The organism is Caulobacter sp. AVps18, assembly GCF_058681425.1.
In genome coordinates, this window is record NZ_CM178737.1 from 2,019,202 (window position 1) to 2,042,098 (window position 22,897).

General features: G+C 63.0%; 10 protein-coding genes. 6 read left to right on the forward strand and 4 right to left on the reverse strand.

The features are described 5' to 3' along the window. Positions 1-169: 169 nt before the first annotated feature. The 6 genes from ACW179_RS09410 to ACW179_RS09435 all read left to right on the forward strand — a co-directional run bounded on the left by ACW179_RS09410 (position 170) and on the right by ACW179_RS09435 (position 14,156). Complete coding sequence (locus ACW179_RS09410) at positions 170-2,764, forward strand: MGH1-like glycoside hydrolase domain-containing protein (protein WP_492064028.1); 2,595 nt, start codon at positions 170-172, stop codon at positions 2,762-2,764. A gap of 40 nt (positions 2,765-2,804) precedes the next feature. Then, positions 2,805-4,409, forward strand: coding sequence for a family 43 glycosylhydrolase (locus ACW179_RS09415; protein WP_492064029.1), 1,605 nt, complete (start codon positions 2,805-2,807; stop codon positions 4,407-4,409). Positions 4,410-4,613: 204 nt separating this feature from the next. Continuing rightward, positions 4,614-7,526, forward strand: coding sequence for a glycoside hydrolase family 31 protein (locus ACW179_RS09420; RefSeq protein ID WP_492064030.1), 2,913 nt, complete (start codon positions 4,614-4,616; stop codon positions 7,524-7,526). A 104-nt stretch (positions 7,527-7,630) separates the two neighbouring features. Next, a complete protein-coding gene (locus tag ACW179_RS09425; RefSeq protein ID WP_492064031.1) occupies positions 7,631-9,601 on the forward strand; it encodes a glycoside hydrolase family 97 protein in 1,971 nt (656 codons plus the stop codon). A gap of 301 nt (positions 9,602-9,902) precedes the next feature. Next, entirely contained in the window at positions 9,903-12,671 is a 2,769-nt protein-coding gene (locus ACW179_RS09430) for a DUF5695 domain-containing protein (protein ID WP_492064032.1), read from the forward strand. Between the two features lie 45 nt (positions 12,672-12,716). Continuing rightward, positions 12,717-14,156, forward strand: coding sequence for an amino acid permease (locus ACW179_RS09435; protein WP_492064033.1), 1,440 nt, complete (start codon positions 12,717-12,719; stop codon positions 14,154-14,156). 304 nt (positions 14,157-14,460) lie between these two features. Here the strand turns inward: ACW179_RS09435 and ACW179_RS09440 are convergent, their stop codons facing one another. From ACW179_RS09440 to ACW179_RS09455, 4 genes are all read right to left on the reverse strand, one after another. Continuing rightward, positions 14,461-15,120 (reverse strand): GntR family transcriptional regulator, encoded by a 660-nt coding sequence (locus tag ACW179_RS09440; protein WP_492064035.1) that lies wholly within the window; start codon positions 15,118-15,120, stop codon positions 14,461-14,463. A gap of 425 nt (positions 15,121-15,545) precedes the next feature. Then, positions 15,546-18,365: a glycoside hydrolase family 127 protein gene (locus tag ACW179_RS09445; protein ID WP_492064036.1), complete on the reverse strand. Its 2,820-nt coding sequence runs from the start codon at positions 18,363-18,365 to the stop codon at positions 15,546-15,548. A 158-nt stretch (positions 18,366-18,523) separates the two neighbouring features. Beyond that, positions 18,524-20,323 (reverse strand): Svx/AvrXca family virulence/avirulence protein, encoded by a 1,800-nt coding sequence (locus ACW179_RS09450; RefSeq protein ID WP_492064037.1) that lies wholly within the window; start codon positions 20,321-20,323, stop codon positions 18,524-18,526. Beyond that, positions 20,320-22,692: a beta-L-arabinofuranosidase domain-containing protein gene (locus tag ACW179_RS09455; protein WP_492064038.1), complete on the reverse strand. Its 2,373-nt coding sequence runs from the start codon at positions 22,690-22,692 to the stop codon at positions 20,320-20,322. Before ACW179_RS09455 ends, ACW179_RS09450 begins: the two co-directional genes overlap by 4 nt. Positions 22,693-22,897: the final 205 nt, after the last annotated feature.

A 22,897-nucleotide genomic window follows, 5' to 3' on the forward strand; every position in this document is an offset into this window, starting at 1 on the left:
AGGCCTCACAATTCGGCGCGACCTCCCGCCCATGACGGGGGGAGAGCGCGTCGGCGCCAGACCGATCGCGTCCTCGGAGCGGCTTGCACGCCATGAACCAATAGTATTATATATACCATATAACATGACTTCAGGCTCGATGACGCGGGTTCTGGCGGCGGAGGTGGAAATGAGAAATCCTGTTCGGAAAGGCGTTCTGGCGAGCCTGCTCGTCGTGTGCCTGGGATCGGTTCAATCGACCTCATGGGCAAAACCGGCCGACGCCCGGCCCATCACAAAGGCTTCTGCGGCCACCCAAAGCAGGGTGCTCGATCCGCAGGCCATCCTCGACAAGATGAGCTTTCTCGATAACCGGGACTGGGATTGGTACAGGGCCAATGTGCCGTTTCTCGAGACGCCCGACGCGGAGATAGACGACACCTACTATTATCGCTTCGACATGATGACGAAGCACTTCGTCTACGGGTCGCCCGAGCACGGCTATGCCGTCACAGAGTTCATCGACCGCCCATGGTGGTCGGGCACCTATGGCGCGATTGTTGCCCCGGCGGGTTTGCAGTTCTCAGACATGCGCTGGCTGAAGGATCAGCGCGTCACCCGTGATTATGCCCGCTACTGGTTTCATACGCCGGGCGCTCAACCACGAAATTATAGCAACTGGTTTGGTGCAAGCATGTGGGGTCTCTATGAGACCTGGGGTGACAAGTCGTTCGTCTTGAGCTTGCTTCCTGATATGGTGGAGCAATATAGCGGTTGGGAGCGGGACCGTTACAATGCCGATTTCAAGATGTTCTATCAAACTGGACATCAAGATGGCATGGAAACCAATATTAACTCGCGACAAGTCAAAGACTGGTTTTCAGGGGCACCTGGTTTCCGCCCCACACTGAACAGCTATCTGTATGCGGACGCTGTGGCGATCTCAAATACGGCCGCTTTGGCGGGTGATGCTGACACGGCCAAGCTCTATTCGGCCAAAGCCGCCGATCTGCGGGCTCAAGTCCAAAATCGTTTGTGGGATCCCAAGCGTCAGCATTTCTTCCATATGTTCTCTCAAGACGAGCAGGACGGAATAAAGGCTGGAACGCTTACTTACGAGACGGGTAAGTATGCGGGTAACACGCACGGTCGTGAACTCCTCGGCTTTGTGCCTTGGCAATTCAATCTGCCCGACCCGAAGGCGAAGGTCGACTATGCGGCGGCATGGAAGACGATTATGGACCCAAACGGGTTTTTCGCGCCGTATGGACCGACCACGGTCGAGCGGAACGACCCGCAGTTCAAGATAACGCCTCGTTGCTGCGTCTGGAGCGGCGATTCATGGCCTTACGCCACAGCGCAAACTCTTGAAGCGATGGCCAACCTGCTTAACAACTATGAGCAGGGCTATGTCACTAAGGCCGACTATGTGAAGCTTTTAAAGGTCTATACTCTCACACAGCGCCACGAGGGTAAGCCTTACATCGCGGAAGCGGCTAATCCGGACACCGGTGCATGGCAAATTGTGGATGGCCATAGCGAGCATTATTTCCACTCGTCCTACATCGACCTTGTCATTACCGGACTGGCGGGCTTGCGCCCCCGTGCCGACGACGTGCTGGAGGTCAATCCGCTGTTTCCGGCAGAGTGGGCCTATTTTGCCTTGGAGGACATTTCCTATCACGGTCATAATGTCTCGATCCTGTGGGATCAGGACGGCACCCGCTACAACAAGGGCAAGGGCCTGACCCTTCTGGTGAACGGCCAGGTCGTGGGTCAGTCCGCCACACTCGGCAAGATCGAGGTCAAGCTGCCTCCATCCTCGCCACAGTTCACTCCGCCACGGGCCGTCAATTTCGCGGTCAATAACCAGGGGGCCTATTACCCCAATTTCGTCGCCTCGTTCAGTGATCCGAAAACCGCCGTTCAAAATCTGAACGACGGCGTGGCCTGGTACCTAAATGCGCCACCCAACCGGTGGACTTCCGAAGGCTCGCCTAATGCCAAGGACACGCTGACGATGAACCTGGGTGCGCCCAGGCCGGTCAAGACGCTCAAGCTCTATTTCCTTGATGATGGGAATAGGCTGAAGGCGCCGCAAGACTACGCGATTGAGTACTGGACCGGAACCGGTTGGAACCCCGTGCAGGGGGCTAGGCGTGACCTCCCTACGCCCGAAGGGCACCGCCCCAACACGGTGACCTTTGACACTCCCGTGCTTGCCGAGAAATTCCGCCTGACCTTCACCCATGCGAAGGGTGCCTTCACGGGTCTAAGCGAGGTCGAAGCCTGGGGGGAAGCGGATCTGCCGCTCTCGCCTCCGACTGTGCCCATCGACGATTTGGCCTACAATCCAGGCGACAGGCCGTTCCCAAAGGCGACCGCGTCCTTCACCTCGCCCTTCGACAAGATTGAGGAAGTTAACGACGGCAAGGTGTTCTTCCCTGCGAACTCGCGCAATCGGTGGACCGCATTTGAGTCACCCAACAAGACCGACTGGGTGCAGGTCGACTTTGGTAAAGCCAAGACGGTCGGCCGGATCGAGCTCTACGTGTTCGGCGACAATGCAGGAGTGCGTGCGCCTGCCGCCTACACCCTGTCCTACTGGGACGGAGCCGCGTGGAAGCCGCTCAAAACCCTTTCGGACCCGGTCAGGCCGTTGCAGGCCTCAACGGTAAACAGCATCGCTGTCAAACCGGTCAGGACACAGAAAGTTCGAGTGACCTTCACCCATGCGGCCCCCGCACGGACTGGCCTGACCGAGCTCATGATCTTCGAAAACTAAAGCCAAAGACGCTGATCGAATTTTTTGCGAGGAGTTTGTAGTGAGCACGATCAAGAGGATCGCCTTTTTCTCAGCTCTGACAGAGATGCTGCTCCTGGGCGGCGGCGCCCTTGCACAGGACGCCGCGACGGGGCCGAAGGCCACTGTCGAGTTACGGCCTGAATACAACACCTTGATTGTCGACGGCAGCCGATACTCTGCCGACCCGGCTCCCCTGGTCGTAGGCGACAAGTTCTACATCCTGGCCGGCCGCGATGAAGCGCCTGTGGATGGCGGCGGCTTCAGCATGTTCAACTGGCAGATCTTCGAAACCGGCGACCCTGCCTCAAAGCGCTGGACGCTTCATCCCGACATCCTTCGCCCTGAAAAAATATTCCAGTGGGCCCAGGAGGATGGCGCGTGGGCGTCACAGATCGTCGTGGGGCCGGACAAGCGCTTTTACCTCTACGCGCCAGTGCGGGCCAAGACCTGCGACACCGATGACTGCTTTGGCATAGGCGTCGCCGTCGCCGACAACCCGCTCGGGCCCTTTGTGGACATCCATCCTCAAGGGCCGATCATTTCCCAAGCGGCACCGGTCAGGAACACCATTCACAACATAGATCCGACCGTGCTCCTGGATGATGACGGTCGCGTCTATATTTACTGGGGAACCTTCGGAAGTCTCAAGGGCGTTGAGCTTGAAAGAGACATGAAGACGCCCAAAGGGACCCCGATCGACGTTACCACGCTGAAGGGCTTCTTTGAGGCACCCTGGATTATGAAGCGGAAGGGCGTCTATTACATGGCGTACGCCGCAAACAATGCGGGCCCGACGTCCACCTGTACCGAAGCGGTCTATCATGCCTGTCAGGCCTATGGCACTTCGCCCTCACCGCTAGGCCCCTGGACCTATCGCGGCGTCTATCTTGATCCGGTGACGTCAGCGACTTCCCACGCCGGCATCGTGCCCTTCAAGGATCGTTGGTACCTCGCCTATCACAATGGCGATGCCAAAGACGGCGGCCATTTCCGTCGCAGTGTGGCCGTCGACGAGTTGTTCTGGGACGATACCGTGTCCCCGCCCGCCATCCGCAAAGTGGTTCAGACACGAGCGCCGGTTGATCCCACGCCCACAAGCAATGTGGCCCTGAGCGCCAGCATCACGGCCTCAAACGCGCCAATACCGGTGCAGTATCGTCTGCGAGCGCTCAATGACTTGAAGACCCCGCCCGCGCCGTTGCCGCCGGACATGTGGGCAAACTGGACCGGGCGCAATGATGTCCCGTCAGGTTGGGTGCAGTACCAATGGGACAAGGCCGTGACGGTTGATGGCTCCAGGATCCATTTCTGGGGCGACCAGCCGACGGGAGCCGGCGTGGGTGTGGCCCCTCCGGCCGCTTGGCATATCGAGTACTGGGACGAAAAGGGCTGGAAGCCGGTCGTCCTGAACAAGCCGAATACGACGGACGCTGCGGGCTACGCTCAGACGAGCTTCAAACCCGTCACCACGCGCTGCGTCCGGGCGGTGCTTCAGGCCTCTACCGACGGAAAAACCTACGCAGCCTTTGGTGTTGTTGAGTGGCAGGTCCTGTCTCCGAACAAGATCGTGCCGCCATCGACGCGCTCACCAATTGACGCATCGAGCGACTGCGCCGGCAGATAGTCTGGAGCATCGCGCGGAAAAGTCGCTGCCGGTTTTCCGCAAAAGCGATGCGCAAACAAAAAGCTGGAGCAAGGGGTGCGATCCCCGCATCGCGCGCCTTGCTCCAGGAAACCGGCGGTGCGTCTCGACCTTTGTGGAGATGCTGACGCCGTACGGGCCTGCCCGTCATGTTCACAGCACGGCCCTAAGGCCTGGGGGAAGACGATGAGAATTCAAGTCCTGACCGCGACACTCGCCTTCATGGGCCTTCTTGTCGAAGGCGCCCAGGCGGCCACGCCGACCGGCCTTGATCCGAATCTGCATATGGCTGTCGTTCAGGCGCCTACCCAGGCGTTCTCGTACACCGGGATCGACAACGGCGTGCAGGTGCGTGTCGGCGGCGTGGTCAAGAACATCATCTTCTATGGCCCGAGGACCGTCCGGGTGAACGCGACGCTGGGTGCCAACTACTGGCGTCATCCAAGTCTCGTGGTGATCGACAAGCCGGGTCCGGTCGCCTTCAAGACGCGTGAGGCCTCCGCGACCCTGACGATTGAAAGTCCCTTGCTCCACGTCGTTGTCGACAAGCGGACCGGAGCCCTGACGTTCAGCGAGCCCAACGGGCGGGTCTATACGCAGGAAAGCCAGGCCGCGCCCCAAAGCCTGAAGACGGTCGAGATCTCCGGCGCGCCGACCTACGAGGCGCAAAACACCTTCACCCTCAAGCCGGATGAAGCGATCTATGGGTTCGGCTTTGTCGGGGAAGGGGAGGTCAACCGGCGCGGCAAGGAGTTGCTGCTGGTCCAGACCAATATCGGCATCATCATCCCGGTGATGATGTCGTCCGAGCGCTACGGCATTCTGTGGGACACCTATTCGAAGATGCGCTTCAAGGACTCGGCCGAAGGCGCAAGCCTGTGGGCGGAGAGCGCGCCCGGCGGCGTCGACTACTACTTCATGGCCGGCGAGACCATGGATGCGGTGGTCAGCGGCTATCGCGACCTGACCGGCGATGCGCCCATGTATCCCAAACAGGCCTTCGGTCTTTTCATGAGCAAGGAGCGCTACCGGACGCAGGCGCGATTGCTCGAGGTGGCGCGGACCTTCCGCAAGGAGGCGTTCCCGCTCGATTACATCGTCCAGGATTGGCAGTACTGGGGCAGCGACAGGGACGGCTCCTGGAGCGGCATGATCTGGAACAAGGAGCGGTTCCCCGATCCTAAAGGTGCGATCCAGTCCCTGCACGACATGAACCTCAAGCTTATGGTCTCGATCTGGCCGTCGATAGGCAACGACACGGCGCTGGCCAGGGAGCTGGACGCCAAGACCCTCCGCTTCGAGCCGCTGCACTGGTTTTCGAAAAAGGCCCGCATCTATGACGCCTTCAGCCCCGAGGGGCGGGCGATCTATTTCAAGCACATCAAGTTGGGCCTGCTCGATGTGGGCGTAGACGCCCTTTGGATGGACGGCACCGAGGTCGAGGTCGGAACCGCCGTGCATGACGCCGGCGAGACCGAGCGCGACATCAAGGGGCTGGGGACCAACGCGCTCGGCGACTTCACCCGCTATCTCAATCCCTATTCGCTGATGACGACGATGGGGACCTATGAGGGGCAGCGGGCGGTCAGCAACAACCGCGTCTTTACCCTGACGCGATCGGCCTGGGCCGGGGCACAGCGGACAGCGGCGGCGTCATGGTCAGGCGACACCCAGGCCAGCTGGAAGACGCTTGGCGAACAGATCAACGGCGGTGTCAACGTCACCATTACCGGCACGCCTTACTGGACGCAGGATACCGCCGGCTTCTTCATGAGCAGTGACTTTCCGGGTGGCGATAAGAATGCGTCCTACCGCGAGCTCTACGCCCGGTGGATGCAGTATGCGGCTTTCAATCCGATCATGCGCATCCACGGCACCGACATCGAGCGCGAGCCCTATATCTTCAAGGATGTGGACCCTGAGATGTACAAGTCGCTGCGCGACTCGGTCCATCTGCGCTACCGCCTGCTGCCCTACATCTACAGCCTCAGCTGGCAGGTCACCAACGCCGGCTACACCCTGATGCGCGCTCTGCCGATGGACTTCCCGCAAGACCGGGGCGTGCACAATATCAATGACGCCTTCATGTTCGGGCCGTCGTTCCTGGTTCATCCCGTCACGCGCCAGATGTTCCGGGTGAAGGAGCCGCCGCCGCAAGTTATCCCGGCATCCGCCCTACGCACGCCCGATGGCAGGCCAGGCCTGGCCGGACAGTATTTCGAAGGCTCGAACTTCGAGACGCCGAAAGGCAAGACGATCGACGCCGGGATCGACCTGCAGTGGCCCGGTCCGCCGCTAGTTGACTTCCCGGCGGGGCTGACCAGCCTCGACAACTTCTCCGTCCGCTGGACCGGCAGCATCGTTGCGCCCGAAGATGGCCAGTACGAGCTCGGCGTCGAAGGCGACGACGGCTATCGCCTGACGGTCGATGGCAAGCTTCTGGTCGACGACTGGAAGGATGGTGCCACCCGCTACAAGGGCACCAAGGTGACCCTGGCCAAGGGGCAGAGCGTCCCGATCGTGCTGGAGTACTATCAGGCGATCTATGGCCGTGAGCTTCGCCTGACCTGGCGCACGCCCAGCCAGATCGCCGAGCGCGCAAGGAGCAAGCCCCGGATCGACTCGTCCATGACGACCTACCTGCCGGCGGGCACGGACTGGTACGACTTCTGGACCCACCAACGCTTCGCGGGCGGAAGGAACGTCACCCGAGATGTGGCGCTTGACGTCTTCCCGCTCTATGTCCGTGCCGGTGCCATCGTGCCCATGGGCCCCGTGGTCCAGTACGCGACCGAGCAGCCGGACGCCCCCCATGAGGTGCGCGTCTATCCCGGCGCCGACGGCAGGTTCACCGTCTATGAGGACGACAACGAAACCTTCGATTATGAGAAGGGGGCCTACGCGACCTATGAACTTGTCTGGAACGACGCAGCCAGAACCCTGTCGATCAGCGCGCGCAAGGGCGGATATCCAGGCCTCGTCGCACAACGCAGGCTCGATATCGTCCTGGTGACGCCGGCCAACGCCGCCGCCATTGAGCCGGCCGTCGTGACGAAGTCGGTCAACTATACGGGCCAGGCGGTGGTGCTGAAGTTCTGAGCCTTAGGTCACCGCTCGCGCCAGCATCCAGCGAAGGCCACCCCTTTACTCGCAAACGGTATACCGTATACCTATAGCGCGGATATTTAGTGCAGGACTGGCGCATGGCGAAGATTGCGATCCTTGGGATCTTGGGAACTGCGGCGCTTCTGACGGCGGGCGGGGCTCAGGCAGAAACCTGGACCGCTGCCTCGCCTGACGGTCAGGTGGTGGTGACGGTCGACAAGGCCGACAGGGGCTTGCCGACATACGAGGTTCGCTATCGCGGCGAGCTGGTGATCGCGCCGTCGTACCTTGGCCTGCGCACCGACATTGTCGGTTTCGGCGCCAAGGGGTTCGAAGCGCCTGCCGCCTCCACCCGCCAGGTCCGGGAGACCTACAAAATTGTCGCCGGCAAGGCCGCCAGCGCGCCGGACCACTATAACGAACTGACCCTGAAGTTCGCTGAGACCGAGGGCACGCACGGCGTCAACCTGATCTTCCGGGCCTATGACAACGGTGTGGCGCTGCGCTACGGCCTGAACGAGACGCAGCCGTTCGGCCTCTATGCCGAGAATACCGAGTTCGCCTTTCCTGCCGACTATGATTGCTGGGGCCTCAATCTCGGCAAGCCTCACAACGCGCATGAAGGCGAGTTCGACCCGATAAAAGCCTCGCGCATCCGGGATCACAACCTCTTTGACTCGCCGCTGGTCTGCACCACGGGCAAGGCGGCCTTCGCCCTGGCCGAGTCTGACGTGGCCCACTATCCGTCGGCCTTCTACAACCGCGCGGGCGACAACAAGCTGGGCGTCGGGGTCCAGTTGCCGCAACGTCTCGACTCCAATTCCCTCAAGCCCTACGTGGCCAAACTGCCGGCCGGCGAGGTTTTGACGCCGTGGCGCGTCGTGATGCTGGGTGACAGTCCGCGCAAGCTGGTGGAATCCAACCTGATCGCCACGCTCGGCGCGCCGTCCAAAATCGCTGACACATCCTGGATCAAGCCGGGCAAAAGCGCCTGGGACTGGTGGAATGGCTTCAACGCGCCGGTCGCCAACCCGGGCATCAATACCGCCACCTACAAGGCCTATGTGGATTTCGCCGCCGACCTTGGTCTCGACTACATCCTGATCGACGAGGGCTGGTATCAGGGCTCGTCGACCCGGCCGAGGCCAGGTTCAGACGTCACCAAGCCCATTGCCGCCGTCGATATGCCGGCGATCATTGCTTACGCCAAGGCGCGCAAGGTGCGGGTGATGATCTGGCTGCAGTGGGAGCAGCTCGACTGGCAGATGGACCAGGCCCTGGCGGCCTATGAGCAGTGGGGTGTCGCCGGGATCAAGGTCGATTTCATGGACCGCTCGGACCAGGACATGGTCGACTACTTCCACAAGATCTTGTCGAAGGCCGCGAGCCATCACCTGCTCGTGGACCTTCACGGTGCCTATGCGCCCAACGGTCTGGTGCGCACCTGGCCTAACTACATCACCCAGGAAGGCGTCCTCGGCGCAGAGTACAACAAGTGGACGACGCGGATCACCGCCACCCACAACGTCACCCTGCCGTATACGCGGATGATCCTCGGCCCCATCGATTATACGCCCGGCGGTTTTCGCAATCGCACGCCGCAGACGTTCCAGATCCAGGACAACCAGCCCCAGACCCAGACCACGCGCGGTCAGGCGCTGGCGATGTACGTCGTCTATGACAGCCCTCTGGTCATGGTCTCCGATGCGCCCCAAGCCTACAAGAAGGCGGACGGAACGTGGGAGGACGGTGTCGACTTCCTGCGCGCCGTGCCGACCACCTGGGACGAGACGCGTGTTCTGGCCGGCGACATCGGCCAGTATATCGTCACGGCGCGGCGCAAGGGCGATGCCTGGTATATCGGCGCCATGACCAATGAGGCGGGCAGGGCGGTCGATGTGCCGCTCGACTTCCTCGGCAAGGGCGGGTTTAGCGCCAGGGTGTGGCAGGACGGCGCGACACCGACGACGCTGGGGGCTTCGTCACGCAATGTCGCAGCCTCGGATTCGCTGGCTTTGACCCTGTCTGGGTCAGGCGGCGCCGTGGCAATAATCACCCCGCGCCGCTAGGCTGTAATCGTATAACTTATATTTGACAGTCCAGAACAGAGGTGTTTACCTCGACGTCGGGCAAGGCCGCTTGTGGCGGGTTTGCCGGTTGTGCCTGTTCTGGTCGCGCCAGCATTTCCCCTGCTTTGGCGATCAGTGCGGGTGATGGTTGCGAACCGCCGATCCAGTTTCTGGATCCCTATTGTGCCGATGCGACGCGCCTCCCTCCCAGTGGCGCATGCTAGGCTGGACCGACTAAGGCGTCCGCTGCGGTTTAACCGTGACCCAGCGGACGCTCTTTTTGCTTTTTGAGGCGTTGACTATGCCGACCCGCACCGCTTGCGTCTTTCTGATGGGACTGGCCACTGCGCTGACGGTCGCCGTCTCGCCCGTCCTGGCCCAGACCGCCGAGCGGGCTCCCGCTCCCTGGCATAGTCCTGACGCTCAGGTATCGATCCATGAGACGCCAGACTTCCTGATCTCGCTGCAGAAGACTTCGCAGACCCTCGTCTCGCTGGCCCCCAAGGCGGCGACGGATGGCTTCGACTTTGCGCCGTCGAACCGGTTCGGCGCGCGACTGAAAGACGGCGCCTACCGCCTGGGCGATCTGGACTTGCGTGTCCGTCCCGTCGGCGCACCGGCCTGGCAGGACTACTCCACCGCCTATCGCAGAGCCAAGGTCACGCCGATCGCGGCGCGGGGCGCCTTGGCCAGTGCTGATATCACCGCTTCGCTCGGCAAGGGCTTTCCGCTCAAGGTGACGCGAACCTGGACGATCGACGGCGGCAAGCTCGCCCTGCGTTACGTGATTTCCAACCCGGGCAAGACGGCCATCGAAATCGGCGGCCTGGGCATCCCCATGGTGTTCGACAACATCATCACCGGGCGCGACCTCGATCACGCGCATGAGACGGCGTCGTTCTACGATCCCTATGTGGGCCGCGACGCGGGATATCTCCAGGTTACGCGGCTCAACGGCGCGGGGCCGGCCCTGCTGGTTCTTCCGGAGAAGAACACGCCGTTCGAGCTCTACAAGCCGATCCTCAATGAGCGGAATGAGGACAAGTCGCTGAAGATCTACAGCGATCCCGAACCGCGCAACATGACATTCGAAGGCTTCTACGACTGGATGGTCGTATCGAAGGGCTTCGCCGACACCGAGTGGAAGGGCGTCCAGCAGTGGAACGAACCCACCTCCCTGACCCTCAAGCCGGGCGAGAGCCGCGCTATCGGCCTGCGGTTCGTTCTCGCGCCATCAATTCGCGCCATCGAGCCGACGCTGAAGGCGCAGGGCCGCCCCGTTGCGGTCGGCCTGCCGGGCTATGTGGTCCCCACCGACATCAAGGCCTCGCTGTTCGTCCATGCCGCCTCGGCCATCACCTCGACCGCCGTCTATCCGCTGGGCGCGCTGGATGTCGCCCCCGCTGGCAAGGCCAAGGGCGGGTGGGACCGCTATGCCATCACCGGCAAGACGCCGGGCCGCGCGCGGCTGACGCTGACCTATGCGGACGGTGCCCAGCAGACCGTGCATTACCTCGTCACCAAGCCGGAGGCTGAGGTCGTCGCCGACATGGGCCGGTTCCTGACGACGAAGCAGTGGTACGAGAACCCCGCCGACCCGTTCGGCCGCAGCCCCTCGATCATGGGCTATGATCGTGACAAGAACGCTATCATCACCCAGGACAACCGGGTGTGGATTTCGGGGCTGAGCGACGAGGGCGGTGCGGGCTCCTGGCTCGCGACGATCATGAAGCAGCTCGACAATCCTGTGCCGGCTGAAGTCGCCAAGTTCGAGGCCTTCGCGAGCCAGACCCTGTGGGGCAAGATCCAGACGCCGGACGGCCCGGATCAGTACGGCGTGCGCAAAAGCGTGATGTTCTACGACCCGGAGACCATGCCCGAGGGAACCTATGATCCAGCCCTGAACTGGAAGGTCTGGTCGGCCTGGAATCGCGAGGGAGCCGGCGATCTGGGCCGCTCGTACAACTATCCGCACGTGGCCGCCGCCTGGTGGACCCTCTACCGACTTGGCCGCTACCATGAAGGCCTGGTGACCAAAGAGACCTGGCAGACCTACCTGGCCCGCGCCGCCGGCACGACCAAGGCGATGATGACCAAGGCACCTTACTACACGCAGTTTGGCCAGATGGAGGGCGATGTCTTCGTCTACATCCTGCAGGACCTGAAGCGCGAAGGGCTGACCGAGCAGGCGGCCGAGATCGAAGCCCTGATGAAGGGCCGTGTCGATCACTGGAAGACCCGGAAATACCCGTTCGGCTCGGAGATGCCCTGGGACTCCACCGGTCAGGCCGAGGTCTATATGTGGGCCCGCTATTTCGGCGACGCCAAGATGGCCGACGTCACCCGCGAGGTGATCCTTGCCTATGATCCTGCAATCCCGCACTGGGGTTATAACGGCTCGGCCCGCCGCTTCTGGGACTTCCTCTATGCCGGCAAGCAATCGCGTATCGAGCGGCAACTGCATCACTACGGCTCGTCGCTCAACGCCGTGCCGCTGTTCGACGCCTATCGCGCCGATCCCAAGGATTTCCAACTGCTGCGCGTCGCCTATGGTGGACTGATGGGCTCGCTCACCAATATCGACAGTGAAGGTTTCGGCTCGGCCGCCTTCCACTCCTTCCCTGACGCCATGCGCTGGGACGGGATGAACGGCGACTATGGCATGAGCTTTTTCGGCCACGCGGTGGCGGCGGCATCATACCTCGTCGACCATCCGACCTTTGGCTGGACCGGCTTTGGCGGCAATGTCAGCCAAGCGGGCGATGTCGTCACCTTGACGCCCAAGGACAGCGCCCGCACACGCACCTTCATCGCGCCCGCCGGCCTGTGGTTGACGCTTGATGCCGGCAAGATCGAGGCGGTGAGCTATGAGCCGAAGACTGGCGAGGTCAGCCTGACGCTCGGCACCGCGACCAGCCACACCTCGCAGGCCTGGCTCAAGGTCGAAAGCACGACCCCCGGCGCCAAGACCTACGCTGTAAGCGCACCGACTGAGCGCGGCGGTTACGTCGTCAAGCTGGGCGCCGGACCGACCATCATCAAGCTGGCGCCGAGCGCCGGAAACGAGTAGCGGCTGCGGTCCTTTTGGATCGCAGCCCTTTATTGGGGGATAGATATGGGACTGTTCGGACCGCTGAAGCCTCTTCGCAGGGCGGAAGAAGACGGCAAGACGCTGGCGAAAACGCTGAGCTGGCCGCACCTGATGGCGCTGGGCATCGGCGGCATCATCGGTACGGGGATCTATACCCTGACCGGTGTCGGCGCAGGGTTGGCCGGTCCGGGCGTCATCGTCGCCTTTGCCCTGTGCGGCCTTGTCTGCGCCTGTGCGGCCCTTTGTTACACCGAGATGGCCACCCTGATCCCCACGGCGGGGTCGGCCTACACCTATACCTATTCCTCCATGGGCGAGATTGCCGCCTGGATCATCGGCTGGGCCCTGGTCCTCGAATACTCACTGGCCTGCTCCACCGTCGCCGTCGGCTGGTCGGCGCACCTTGTCGGCTGGCTGGAGCAGGGGATCGGTCTGCAATTGCCGGCCTTCCTGTTGAACGGTCCGTCGGCGGGCGGTCTCGTCAACCTGCCGGCCGTGCTCGTGTCGCTGTCGGTCATGGCGCTTTTGCTGGTCGGGGCCCGTGAAAGCGCCACCATCAACATCGTCCTCGTCATCATCAAGATCGTGGCTCTCGGGGCGTTCGTCATCCTTGGTCTGCCCGCCATCCAGGCCGGCAACTATCAGCCGTTCGCGCCGTTCGGCTTCCTTGCCCACGAGGTGGGCGGCGAGAAGTTCGGCATCATGGCTGCGGCTGCCATCGTCTTCTTCGCGTTCTTTGGTTTCGACGCCGTCTCCACCTCGGCGGAGGAGGCCAAGAACCCGGGCCGCGACCTGACCGTCGGCATCATCGGCTCCATGGCCGTCTCGACCGTGATCTACATGCTGGTGGCCGCCGTCGCGATCGGCGTCGTCCCGTTCGGCGAGATCGCCGCCAGCGGTGAGCCCTTGCCCCATGTCCTGCGCGTCATTGGTCATCCGCTGGTCGCCTCCCTGGTCGGGGGCGCGGCCATCATCGCCTTGCCGTCGGTCATCCTGGTGATGATGTACGGCCAAAGCCGCATCTTCTTCGTCATGGCGCGCGACGGCCTGCTGCCGCCCATTGTCTCGAAGGTCAATGCCAAGGGCTCGCCCGCCCTGATAACCTGGGTCACCGGCATCTTCGTCGCCATCGCCGCCGGCTTCTTCCCGTTGAAGAAGATCGCCGAACTGTCCAACGCCGGCACCCTGATCGCTTTCATCGCGGTGGCGGTGTCGATGCTGATCCTGCGCAAGCGCCTGCCGGATGCGCCCCGCACCTTCCGCACGCCGCTGCACTGGATCGTCGCCCTGATCACCATTGGCGGCTGCGTGTTCATCTTTTCGAGCCTGCCGGTGGTCAGCCAGGGCTTCACCTTCATCTGGATGGCGGTCGGCCTGGTCGTCTACTTCTCCTACGGTTTCTGGAACAGCCGCTTGCGGCGTGAGGCCAAGGTGCTGGCCGGCGCGTCCACATCGCCGCAATAGCGGCAAGCGGTAGGGCAGGGCGCGCCTAGAGCGGGCGATCTGATGGAATTAGATCGCCCGCTCTAGTCTTTTGTTTTCACGCGCGTTTCATTCCGAAAGCCGGTTCCCACTTTTCGGAACGCGCTCCAGGCCATTCCGGGACTCTTGACCCCGGTGGTGACAGGCGCGCCCGTGCTGATCTCTCTGCGGCCCAAGGGAACGGAGAGCCGCCGTCGCCCAGGCCTCTTCGTCGACCGCAGGGCCCATTGCCTCACGGCCGAGCCTGAGGGAGCGCCCGCCGAGTTCCAGTGACGGCAGAAGGCGTTTAGGCGTTCTGTTTTTCGGTGGCGAACTGCGCGCGGAGATCTTCCAGCGTCGTGGCGATGTGCTGGCTCATCAGGGCATAAACTTCGTCTGCATGGCCTGCCGACCACAGCTTGAGCAGGCCCACATGCTCGTTGTGCGCCCGGTCGCCACGGCCCGCAGGTTCGAGATGCTTGCCGACATAGCGCTCGGAGATGATGTTCAGGCGCTCGATGATCTGGGTGGTGACCTGACGGTGCAGCGGGTTGACCAGCGACATGTGGAACGCGCGGTTCAGGCGGCCGACCTGCGTCTTGTCGGTGCGAACGGCGGTGTCGAGGGTATCGAGCGCGGCCTTTGCAGCCTGCTTGTCGGCGGCGGTGGCGATGCTGGACGCCTCGGCCACAGCGTCGGGTTCGATCTTGAGGCGCAGAGCGTAGACTTCTTCGACCTCGTCGGCGTTGAGCGGGCGGACGAAGAAGCCGCGGTTAGCCTGTGACAGCAGCAACCCATCCTGTTCGAGGCGGGCAAAGGCTTCACGCAGTGGGATCTTGCTGACACCCAACTCGGCAGCCAGGACGTCCTGGCGAATTGCGGAGTCGACAGGGATCTTGCCAGAGATGATGCGGTCGCGCACCAGGGTGAAGATCTGCTCGGAAAGGGTCTGCACCATCAGCGTCATAAGGAGCGTCCGCTCTGAGTCAGGACTCTGGCCGAATCCCGGCAGTCAGTCGTTAAAGTAAACTGCACTAAGCGCCGGTTCAGCCCGCCACAAGGGGCAGGTTGGTGCGCGAGCCATGCTCGCGCCGAATCATGGCAACGCGTCAAGGCCACTTTTGGACCTTATGCCGCTAGAGCATCTTCCGATAGGTTAGAAACGGCTATCGGAAAATGCTCTAAACTTTTGTTTTAGCCACCTTTTCTTCCGGCCCAGACTAAGCCATCAGGTCGCAAAGGGCAGTAGCTCGCGAACTCAAATCCGGGCCATCCCGCAAGCTGCGCAGCCGCTGTCCGGGACCTGGGGGCTGGGTGCCGCTTTGGGCTACAGCCTTTGGGTCCCGGCTCTGCGCTTGGCTCCTGGCGGGGTGACTGGTGTGGGTTGCCAGGTCAGGTCTTGATCCAGACCTGCGACTGCAGCCCGGTGGACTGCCGTCTTGGTCCCACCGCTGCGTTCTGCGCTTGGATAGAGCCGGGCGCATAGTTCACATCCCCCGCTCCGATCTCCGCCGCGGCACCGTTGCGGTTCATGCGGGCGTAGTTGGGGATGGCGGTCATGGTCGAGCCGTCGGCCCACTTGCCGGTCAGGGTCATGACGCCGCCCAGCAGGTCGGGTCGCCATTCGGCCTTCAGAGGCGCCTTGCTGAGCGCCAGCTCGATGTTCTTCTGATCGGCCAGTTCGACATTGTAGACCAGCGGGCCATAGCCGAGGGCGACCTTGCCGCGATCGGCCACGATCTTGTCATCGGCGATGATGCGCTGCGCCTCCATCGGCAGCTCAAGTTCGATGTGGTCGCCGGCTTTCCACTCGCGGGTGACAACGGCGTAGCCCTTGACGATCTCTGGCGTGATGGCCTGGCCATTGACCTTGAAGCTCTTGACCCCGCTGACCTTCGGCGTGCTCGTATAGAGCTCGCTGGTCGTGCGGTCCGGTATGCGGACGTGCAGGGCGAAGGTCGCGGCCTTCTTCGGATTGACCGTGATCGAGACCGCGCCACTCCATGGATAATCCGTCTTCTGCACCATCTCCACGTCGGTTCCGGCCACCTTCTCGACGGTGATCGTACTGCCGACGAACATGTTCACATAGAGCCCGGCCTTGTCCTTCACATAGGTCCAGGTCGGGATCATCAGCAGGGTGCGCGGGATATTGGCCACGCAGCAGGGGCAGATGTGCCACAGGGTGCGTTCGGTATTCACCAGGGGATTGGTGTAGCAGAAGCTCTTGCCGTCGAGATCGATGCTGCCCAGCAGGGCGTTGTACATCGTCTGCTCGTAGAGGTCGGCATACTTGGCGTCGTGATAGGCCAGGTTCAGCTTGTACTGGAAGAAGATCAGACCGCAGCTGGAGCAGCTCTCGCAATAGGCGTTGTTGGGCAGCGAATAGTCAGGGCCAAAGCCTTCTGACGTCTCGCCGCTGCCGATGCCGCCGGTGACGTAGTATTTGCGGTTGACCATGTTGTCCCACAGGGACGCCACGGCGCTCTGGTAGTCGACATCGTTGGTCTCGGCGGCGATGTCAGCCATGGCCGAGTAGAAGTAGACGGCGCGCACGGCGTGGCCGACGGCCTCGTACTGCCGGGTCGGCGGCAGGTGGCTCTGGTCATATTCCTGACCGCCACGGCGTGATTCCAGAAGGAAGCGGGCGAGATCGATATAGGCGTCGCCCTTTCCGTCGCCTTCCTCGTCATTGATGAAGCGGCCAAAGCGGACAAGGGCCTGCTCCATCTCCTGGTGGCCGTCGAACCATTCCTTTTTTCCCGGGCCGATATTGGCGACCCAGCAGTCGGCCAGCTTCTTGGCGGCGTTGTAGAGGCGCAGGTCCTGGCCGTTCGTCAGGGTGTAGTGGTTGATGGCCGACTCGATGAAGTAGCCGGCGATGTAGCCTTCGTGGTCGGAGCGGTGGTCGGGCGACCACTTCTCCGGCCAGTCGGCGCGGTCGGCCAGGGTATAGGCCGTTTGCAGATAGCCGTCGGGCTCCTGCGCCGCGAGGATGATGGGGATCCAGCGCTCGAGTGTCGCGCGCATCTTGTCCTGGGCAGCGATGATCTCGGCGTCGCCGCGCGGATCGACCATCAGGGCGATGGCCATGGCCTCCACCGTCTCGACCACCCACGCATTGGAAAAGACATAGCCGATGTGCTTGCCATGCGGTTCGCCGCGATTGGCCTTGCCCGCCTCGATGAAGTTGTCGATGCCGCCGTTGCCGATCGTCAGGTCGGTGCGCTCGCAATAGTCGATGACGTGGGGCAGCCAGTTGACGATCAGCGCCTTGGCGCGGGCGTTCCACAGCGGGCTGTCGATGGTGTAGCGCTTTGTGTAGACCACATCGAGCCGCTCGGGCGGCGGCGCGGCCTGGGCGTGGACGCGCAGTTTCGAGGTCGAGACCTTGCCGCCGGACCTGGCCGCCAGTTCCAGCTCATAGATGCCGGGCGCCGTGAAGGTGGCGGTGGTGTCGGCTGCGGCCGCATTGGCAAAGGCGACGGCACCAGGACCCGAGGCCTTGCGCCACAGGACGCCCGCGTCGGCGGTCGAGGTCAGCCATTCGGCCTTGCCCATCAGGTAGGTCTTGCCGCCGAGGACCACCGAGCGGTCGATGCCCGCCGCCACGGCGGGCGCGAAGGCCGGGACGGGACCCTTGGACCAGACACGCCATTCGAGGACGCCGGTGGAGAGCTTTCCATCGGAGACGATCTCAAGGCGGAACTTGTCGGTGGTGACGGTATCGAAGCTGACGGTGTTGAAGGTGTCCTTGGCCAGGCCATAGGACTTGGCGTTCTTCACCGGCTTGAAGGCCGAGCCGTCCCAGTACAGCAGGCGCCAGCTTTTGGGCAGGCCAATGCCCTGGCCGTCCACCCACCAGTAGACCTCGACCTTGGCTGCAGTGACCGGCTGGCTCCAGTCGTACTGCACCCACTCCGTGCCGGTCTTCGGCCAGTTGCCGTACATGCCCTTTTCCGTCTCGGCCGAGTTGGCGGGGACGGCACCATCGTTGAGGGCCGAGACCTTGCTATCGCCGGAATGAAACGAGGTCGAGGGAACCGCCACCTTGGCAAGGTTGACGGATGTTTCCTGCGCGAGGGTCGCGCCCGGCCAGGCGCTGGCGGCAAAGGCTGCGCCGCCGACTCCGCCGATGAACCAGCGGCGGTCCAGGCCGCAATTGCAGGCGGCGTCGGTGTCGGTGTGGGTCGTGCATTGCAGTCGGGGCATTCTTGGTCCTCTCGACGATTACTGCCGCTCTGGCGGCGTGAGGGAAAGCAAGGCCTGCTGGTGGGCCTGTAAGAGATGGGAGATCGGGGCGCAACACGCCGTGTCGCCGCCGGCCGGTTCTGGAAGGCGTCTTCGCAGGCTTGTGGTTCGGGCTCGGCTCACGGCCGCCAGCTATAGGGCGCGGCGGTGGTGACCTCCGGCGGAGGCGCGGTGAAGTCCGAACCGAGTTTGGGATTGCTCTGAGACGCCTCGTCGACAAAGCCGGAATAGACACCCTTCGCAAGTTTCGGCCCGCCCCGCACTTCGGCGTCGCCGATGATCTGGGCCTTGCCGGACAGGACAGTTCCCTTCTCGAAGGCACCGATGCCCATGAAGGTGGTGCGCACCACTGCGTCGTCCGTCACCGTGACACCGTCGTCGATGATGCTCATGGCCCCGATCACGGCGCGGCCAGAGACCACACCGCCCCGCACCAGCGCGTGGTCTTCGATGCGCGCCTGATCCTTGACCACGCCGCCCAGCACGCGGGCATAGGGGCCGACATAGGCGGTGGCATCGACCTTCGCCGCGTCGGCGACCCAGCCGCCGCCGTTGCGGTGGGCCTTGCCGCCGGTTGCCGGCTTGGTGCCAGGCTGAAGGCCTTCCGGCACCGCGCCCTGAAGCTCGACCATCCAGGGGTAGCGGTAGATCGAGTAATAGGGTTGATCCCACTGGATCTTGTGCTGGACCGACGGCGTGCCGGCGACCACCAGATAGACAGCCCGGTCGGTCGTCTTCAGAGGCACGATCATCTGGCCATCAGCGCCGCCCGCCAGTGGGCTGTAGCGCGGCTCTCCGTCGCTGTCGATGACCACGACCCCCCAGCGCCAGTCGGACGCCGGCGGCGGAATCGACGGCGGGTCTTCGGCCATTCCGACGAGGCTGCCGGCGGCTTGGGTCTGAACGACGCCGCGGAAGTCGACCTTGATGGTCTTGGCCCCGGCATCAGGGATCAGGCGGACAAGATTGTAGCCGAAACGCTGCGGCGCCCAGGCTGAGGGCACGGCGTAGCGTCCCTTGGCACCGTCGAGGGGATCGAGCGCCGTAACCCGCAAGGCCCGAATGCCGCCACGGTCGTCGTAGGAGCCGTACTGGGTGCGATAGACCGCGCCCTGATCATTGCCGGCTTCATCCACATAGTCCCAGGCGACGTTACGCATGGCCCACTCGCCGATCTCGTCGTTGAGTTGGTCGATGGTCCAGTTCTGGTTGCGCATCAGGACGCTGAACGGGTCGTCGTCCATACTGCCAGGCTCGCCCTGTTTCAGCGCCTTGTCCCAGATGTCGTTGACCGCCTGGTAGCCGTACTTGTTCTTCAGGTGTTCAAGGAACTGCCAGTTGCAGTATCGGTCGCGCGTCGAGCCGTAATAGAGATGCGGGAAATTAACGAGCATCTCCGAGCAATGCACATTGCCGCGAAACTCCGGCAACTGATGGGGCATCCAGTTGGCGTGGCTTTCCCACAGCCAGCCGACATATTTGCCGTCGCGGAAACTGCGGGTGGAGCCCTGCAGCGCGTGGGTGAATTCATGCGCCAGACCCCAGCGATCCTTCAGCGCCGAGGGGCCCATCCACATGCCCATGTCCCGCTCGCCAGTCGGACCGCCGGACAGGCCGAAGGTCGGGTCGAGGTTGATGTTGGCCTTGTGCTTGGCAGCGGTGTCGCAATAGGGCTCGGGAAACCTCACCGTGTCGATGAAATAGGCCCAGACACCTTCAAGGTACTTGCCCGCCGCGACCGCGTTTTCCAGGCTGGCGTCTTCGCCTTTCCAGCGGAAGGCGAAGTGGTCGGTCTCGTATCGCACGCCCTGGTCTTCCGGCCCGCCAGAAACCACTGTCCAGGTTCCCGGTTTGCAGTCGGCGAGGGCAGGGGTGGCGGTGAGGCCCAGCAGGAACGCTGTGAGAGTCAGGAGTTTCATGCGGTGGCTCCTGCAGGGGCGGCGGTGAAGAGCAACAAGCCAAAGATCATGCCGGTGGAGCGTCCGCCCACGGGGACCAGCTTGACCGTCACCGAGGTTTTTCCGGCCGTGAAGTCGGCGGGCACAGGGTATTGTTCGTCAAAGAACTCGCCAGGTTTGGGCGCGACCGGGTGCGATACGGTGGTCAGCTTGCGATCGTCGATAAGGATGTCGAACTCGCGCCTGTCGTCGCCCCAATAGCTGGCCTGCAGCACCAGCGGGCCCGGCTTGACCGCCATCTTGAACGACATGAATCCGCCGGACCGGGCGTCGCGGCCGTTGCGACCGCGATAGGTACCGGGCCAGGAGACATCGGAGTCGAGGCCGTGGTCGCGCTCGGCCTGCATTTCGCCCAGGTGCATGACGTCCACGGATCGTGCGGCCAGATCACGCTGACGCGCCTGCTCCGCCGTGAAGGCGGCTTCTTCCACCTTCCAGTCGGCCTCGCTGAAGGCCTTCAGATACAGCGCGCTGCGGCGCTCCCACTGGGAATAGAACGGGACAAAGGTGAGTTCGCCCGGCCGTCCGATGCCGACAGTCTTGTAGTGCGCCTTGTCCGCCGCCACAGGCGCAAAGCCGGACAGCAGATCACCGACCAGCGCCGGATCTGTCGCCTGGTAGTCGTCCTTTACCGGACCCAGGTCGGCGGCGAGCACCATGGGGCCGCGCAGGATGGCGACGACGCCGGGATTGTCGCGGGTTGGCTCGACCCGCAGGTCGAGCGGCAGCGACAGGGCGACAACATCGCCGGCCTGCCACACGCGGTCCAAGATCAGATAGCCATCGCGGCGGCTGGCTTCCACGACGCGGCCGTTGAGCTTGACGGAGGCGGTCGTGGCCCAGGCGGGGGCTCGCAGGGCGAGCTTGAAGCGGGCCGGTCGGCGCAGACTGGTGACGGCGACCCTGATCTCGCCATCATAAGGGTAGCCGGTGTCGAGACGCAGGGCTGCGCCTTTCGCCTTCCATTTGGCGGTAGAGGGGATGAACAGGTTGACGAACAGGGTGTCGGCGCTTTGCCAGTAGATGGAGTCCGCATGCTTGGCGTGGCTCTCCATCCCTGAGCCGTGGCAGCAGGTCCAGTTGTCCACCGGATCGGAGAAGCCGCGCGCCGCGCCCGTGAACAGCGGCGTCATGTAGCTGAACATCCCGGTCTCGGGGTTCTGCTGGGCCAGGATGTGGTTGAGGTGGGCGCGCTCGTAGTAATCGAAATAGCGCGCGTCCGGCGACCAGCGGTACAGGTCGCGGGTCAGTTTCATCATATTGTAGGTGGCGCAGTGCTCGCACGTCGCCTCGGTGATGTGTTTGGAGATGGTGTCGGGGGCGAAGAAGTACTCCCGGTCGCCGTTGCCGCCGATGACGTAGCTGTGGTGACCGGTCACCCGTTCCCAGAAGAAGTCCGAGGCGGTGCGATAGTCCGCCTTGGCGGTGATATCGTAGAGGCGGGCCAGGCCCAGCACCTTGGGGATGTTGGTGTTGGAGTGCAGGTTGGCGAGCTTGTCCTCGCGCACTTTCAGCGGATCAAGCGCGCGATGGTGATAGAGACGCTCGGCCAGCCGCAACCAGCGCTGGTCGCCGGTCCGCTGATAGAGCTCGGCGAAGCTGTCGTTGAGGCCGCCGAACTCGCAGTCCAGCACCTTTTGCACCTGCTCGTCGGTCAGGCGGGCAAACAGGGTGTCGATATACTGGCCCAGCCCGGTGGCCACCAGAATCGCCGCGTCATAGCCGCACAGCGACTGGACGTCGAACAGGCCGCTATAAAGCTTGTGCCAGTTATAGAAGGGCACCCAGCAGCCGTTGAGGTCAAAGCCGGCGGAGCGGATGTCGCCCGAGGCGATCTCCGGGAAGATCTCCTTGCCGTCGACAACCGTGCCATCCTTGCGTTTGCGCAGGAAGCCGGCGACGTAGCCATCGCCGTGCGCGCCCTGGATCAGCGCCAGTTCCCGCACCACATAGATGGCCTGTTCCTTGAGCCGCACATCGCCGGTCTGGGCATACATAAGAGAGATGGCCGACAGATAGTGGCCGAGGCTGTGGCCGGCGATGGTGTCCTTTTCCCAGCCGCCATAGGATTCGCCCTTCGGCGCGAGGCCGGCGCCCTTGCGGAAGTTGTGCAGGAAACGATCCGGCTCCAGCGTCAGCAGATAGGCATGGTTGGCGGCGAGCGCGGTAAGATAGGGCGAGGGCGACAGCCGCACGTCAGCCAGGTCAAGCGCGGTGACAGGCTGGCCTGAAGTCTGCGCCAGCGCCGCAGACGCGGGCAGGGCGCTGAGGCCGGTGAGCACGGCGCTGGATAAGAGGAAGCGGCGGCGGTCGTTATCAAGCAAGGCCATGTGGCTCTCCGTCCAGGCCTTATTTGGTATATAATATACCCTGATGGTCAAGCTGCGAACTGAGCGCCCGGGCCACAGGGGCTAGCGCTGCCCACCGTCATCTCGAATCGGCAGCAAGTCGCCCTAAACGCGAAACTGCGCCTGCTTTGGGCCGATGAACCCGATTTCTAATTGAAATCGTTAGGGAATGTTTTGGCTCAAGCCG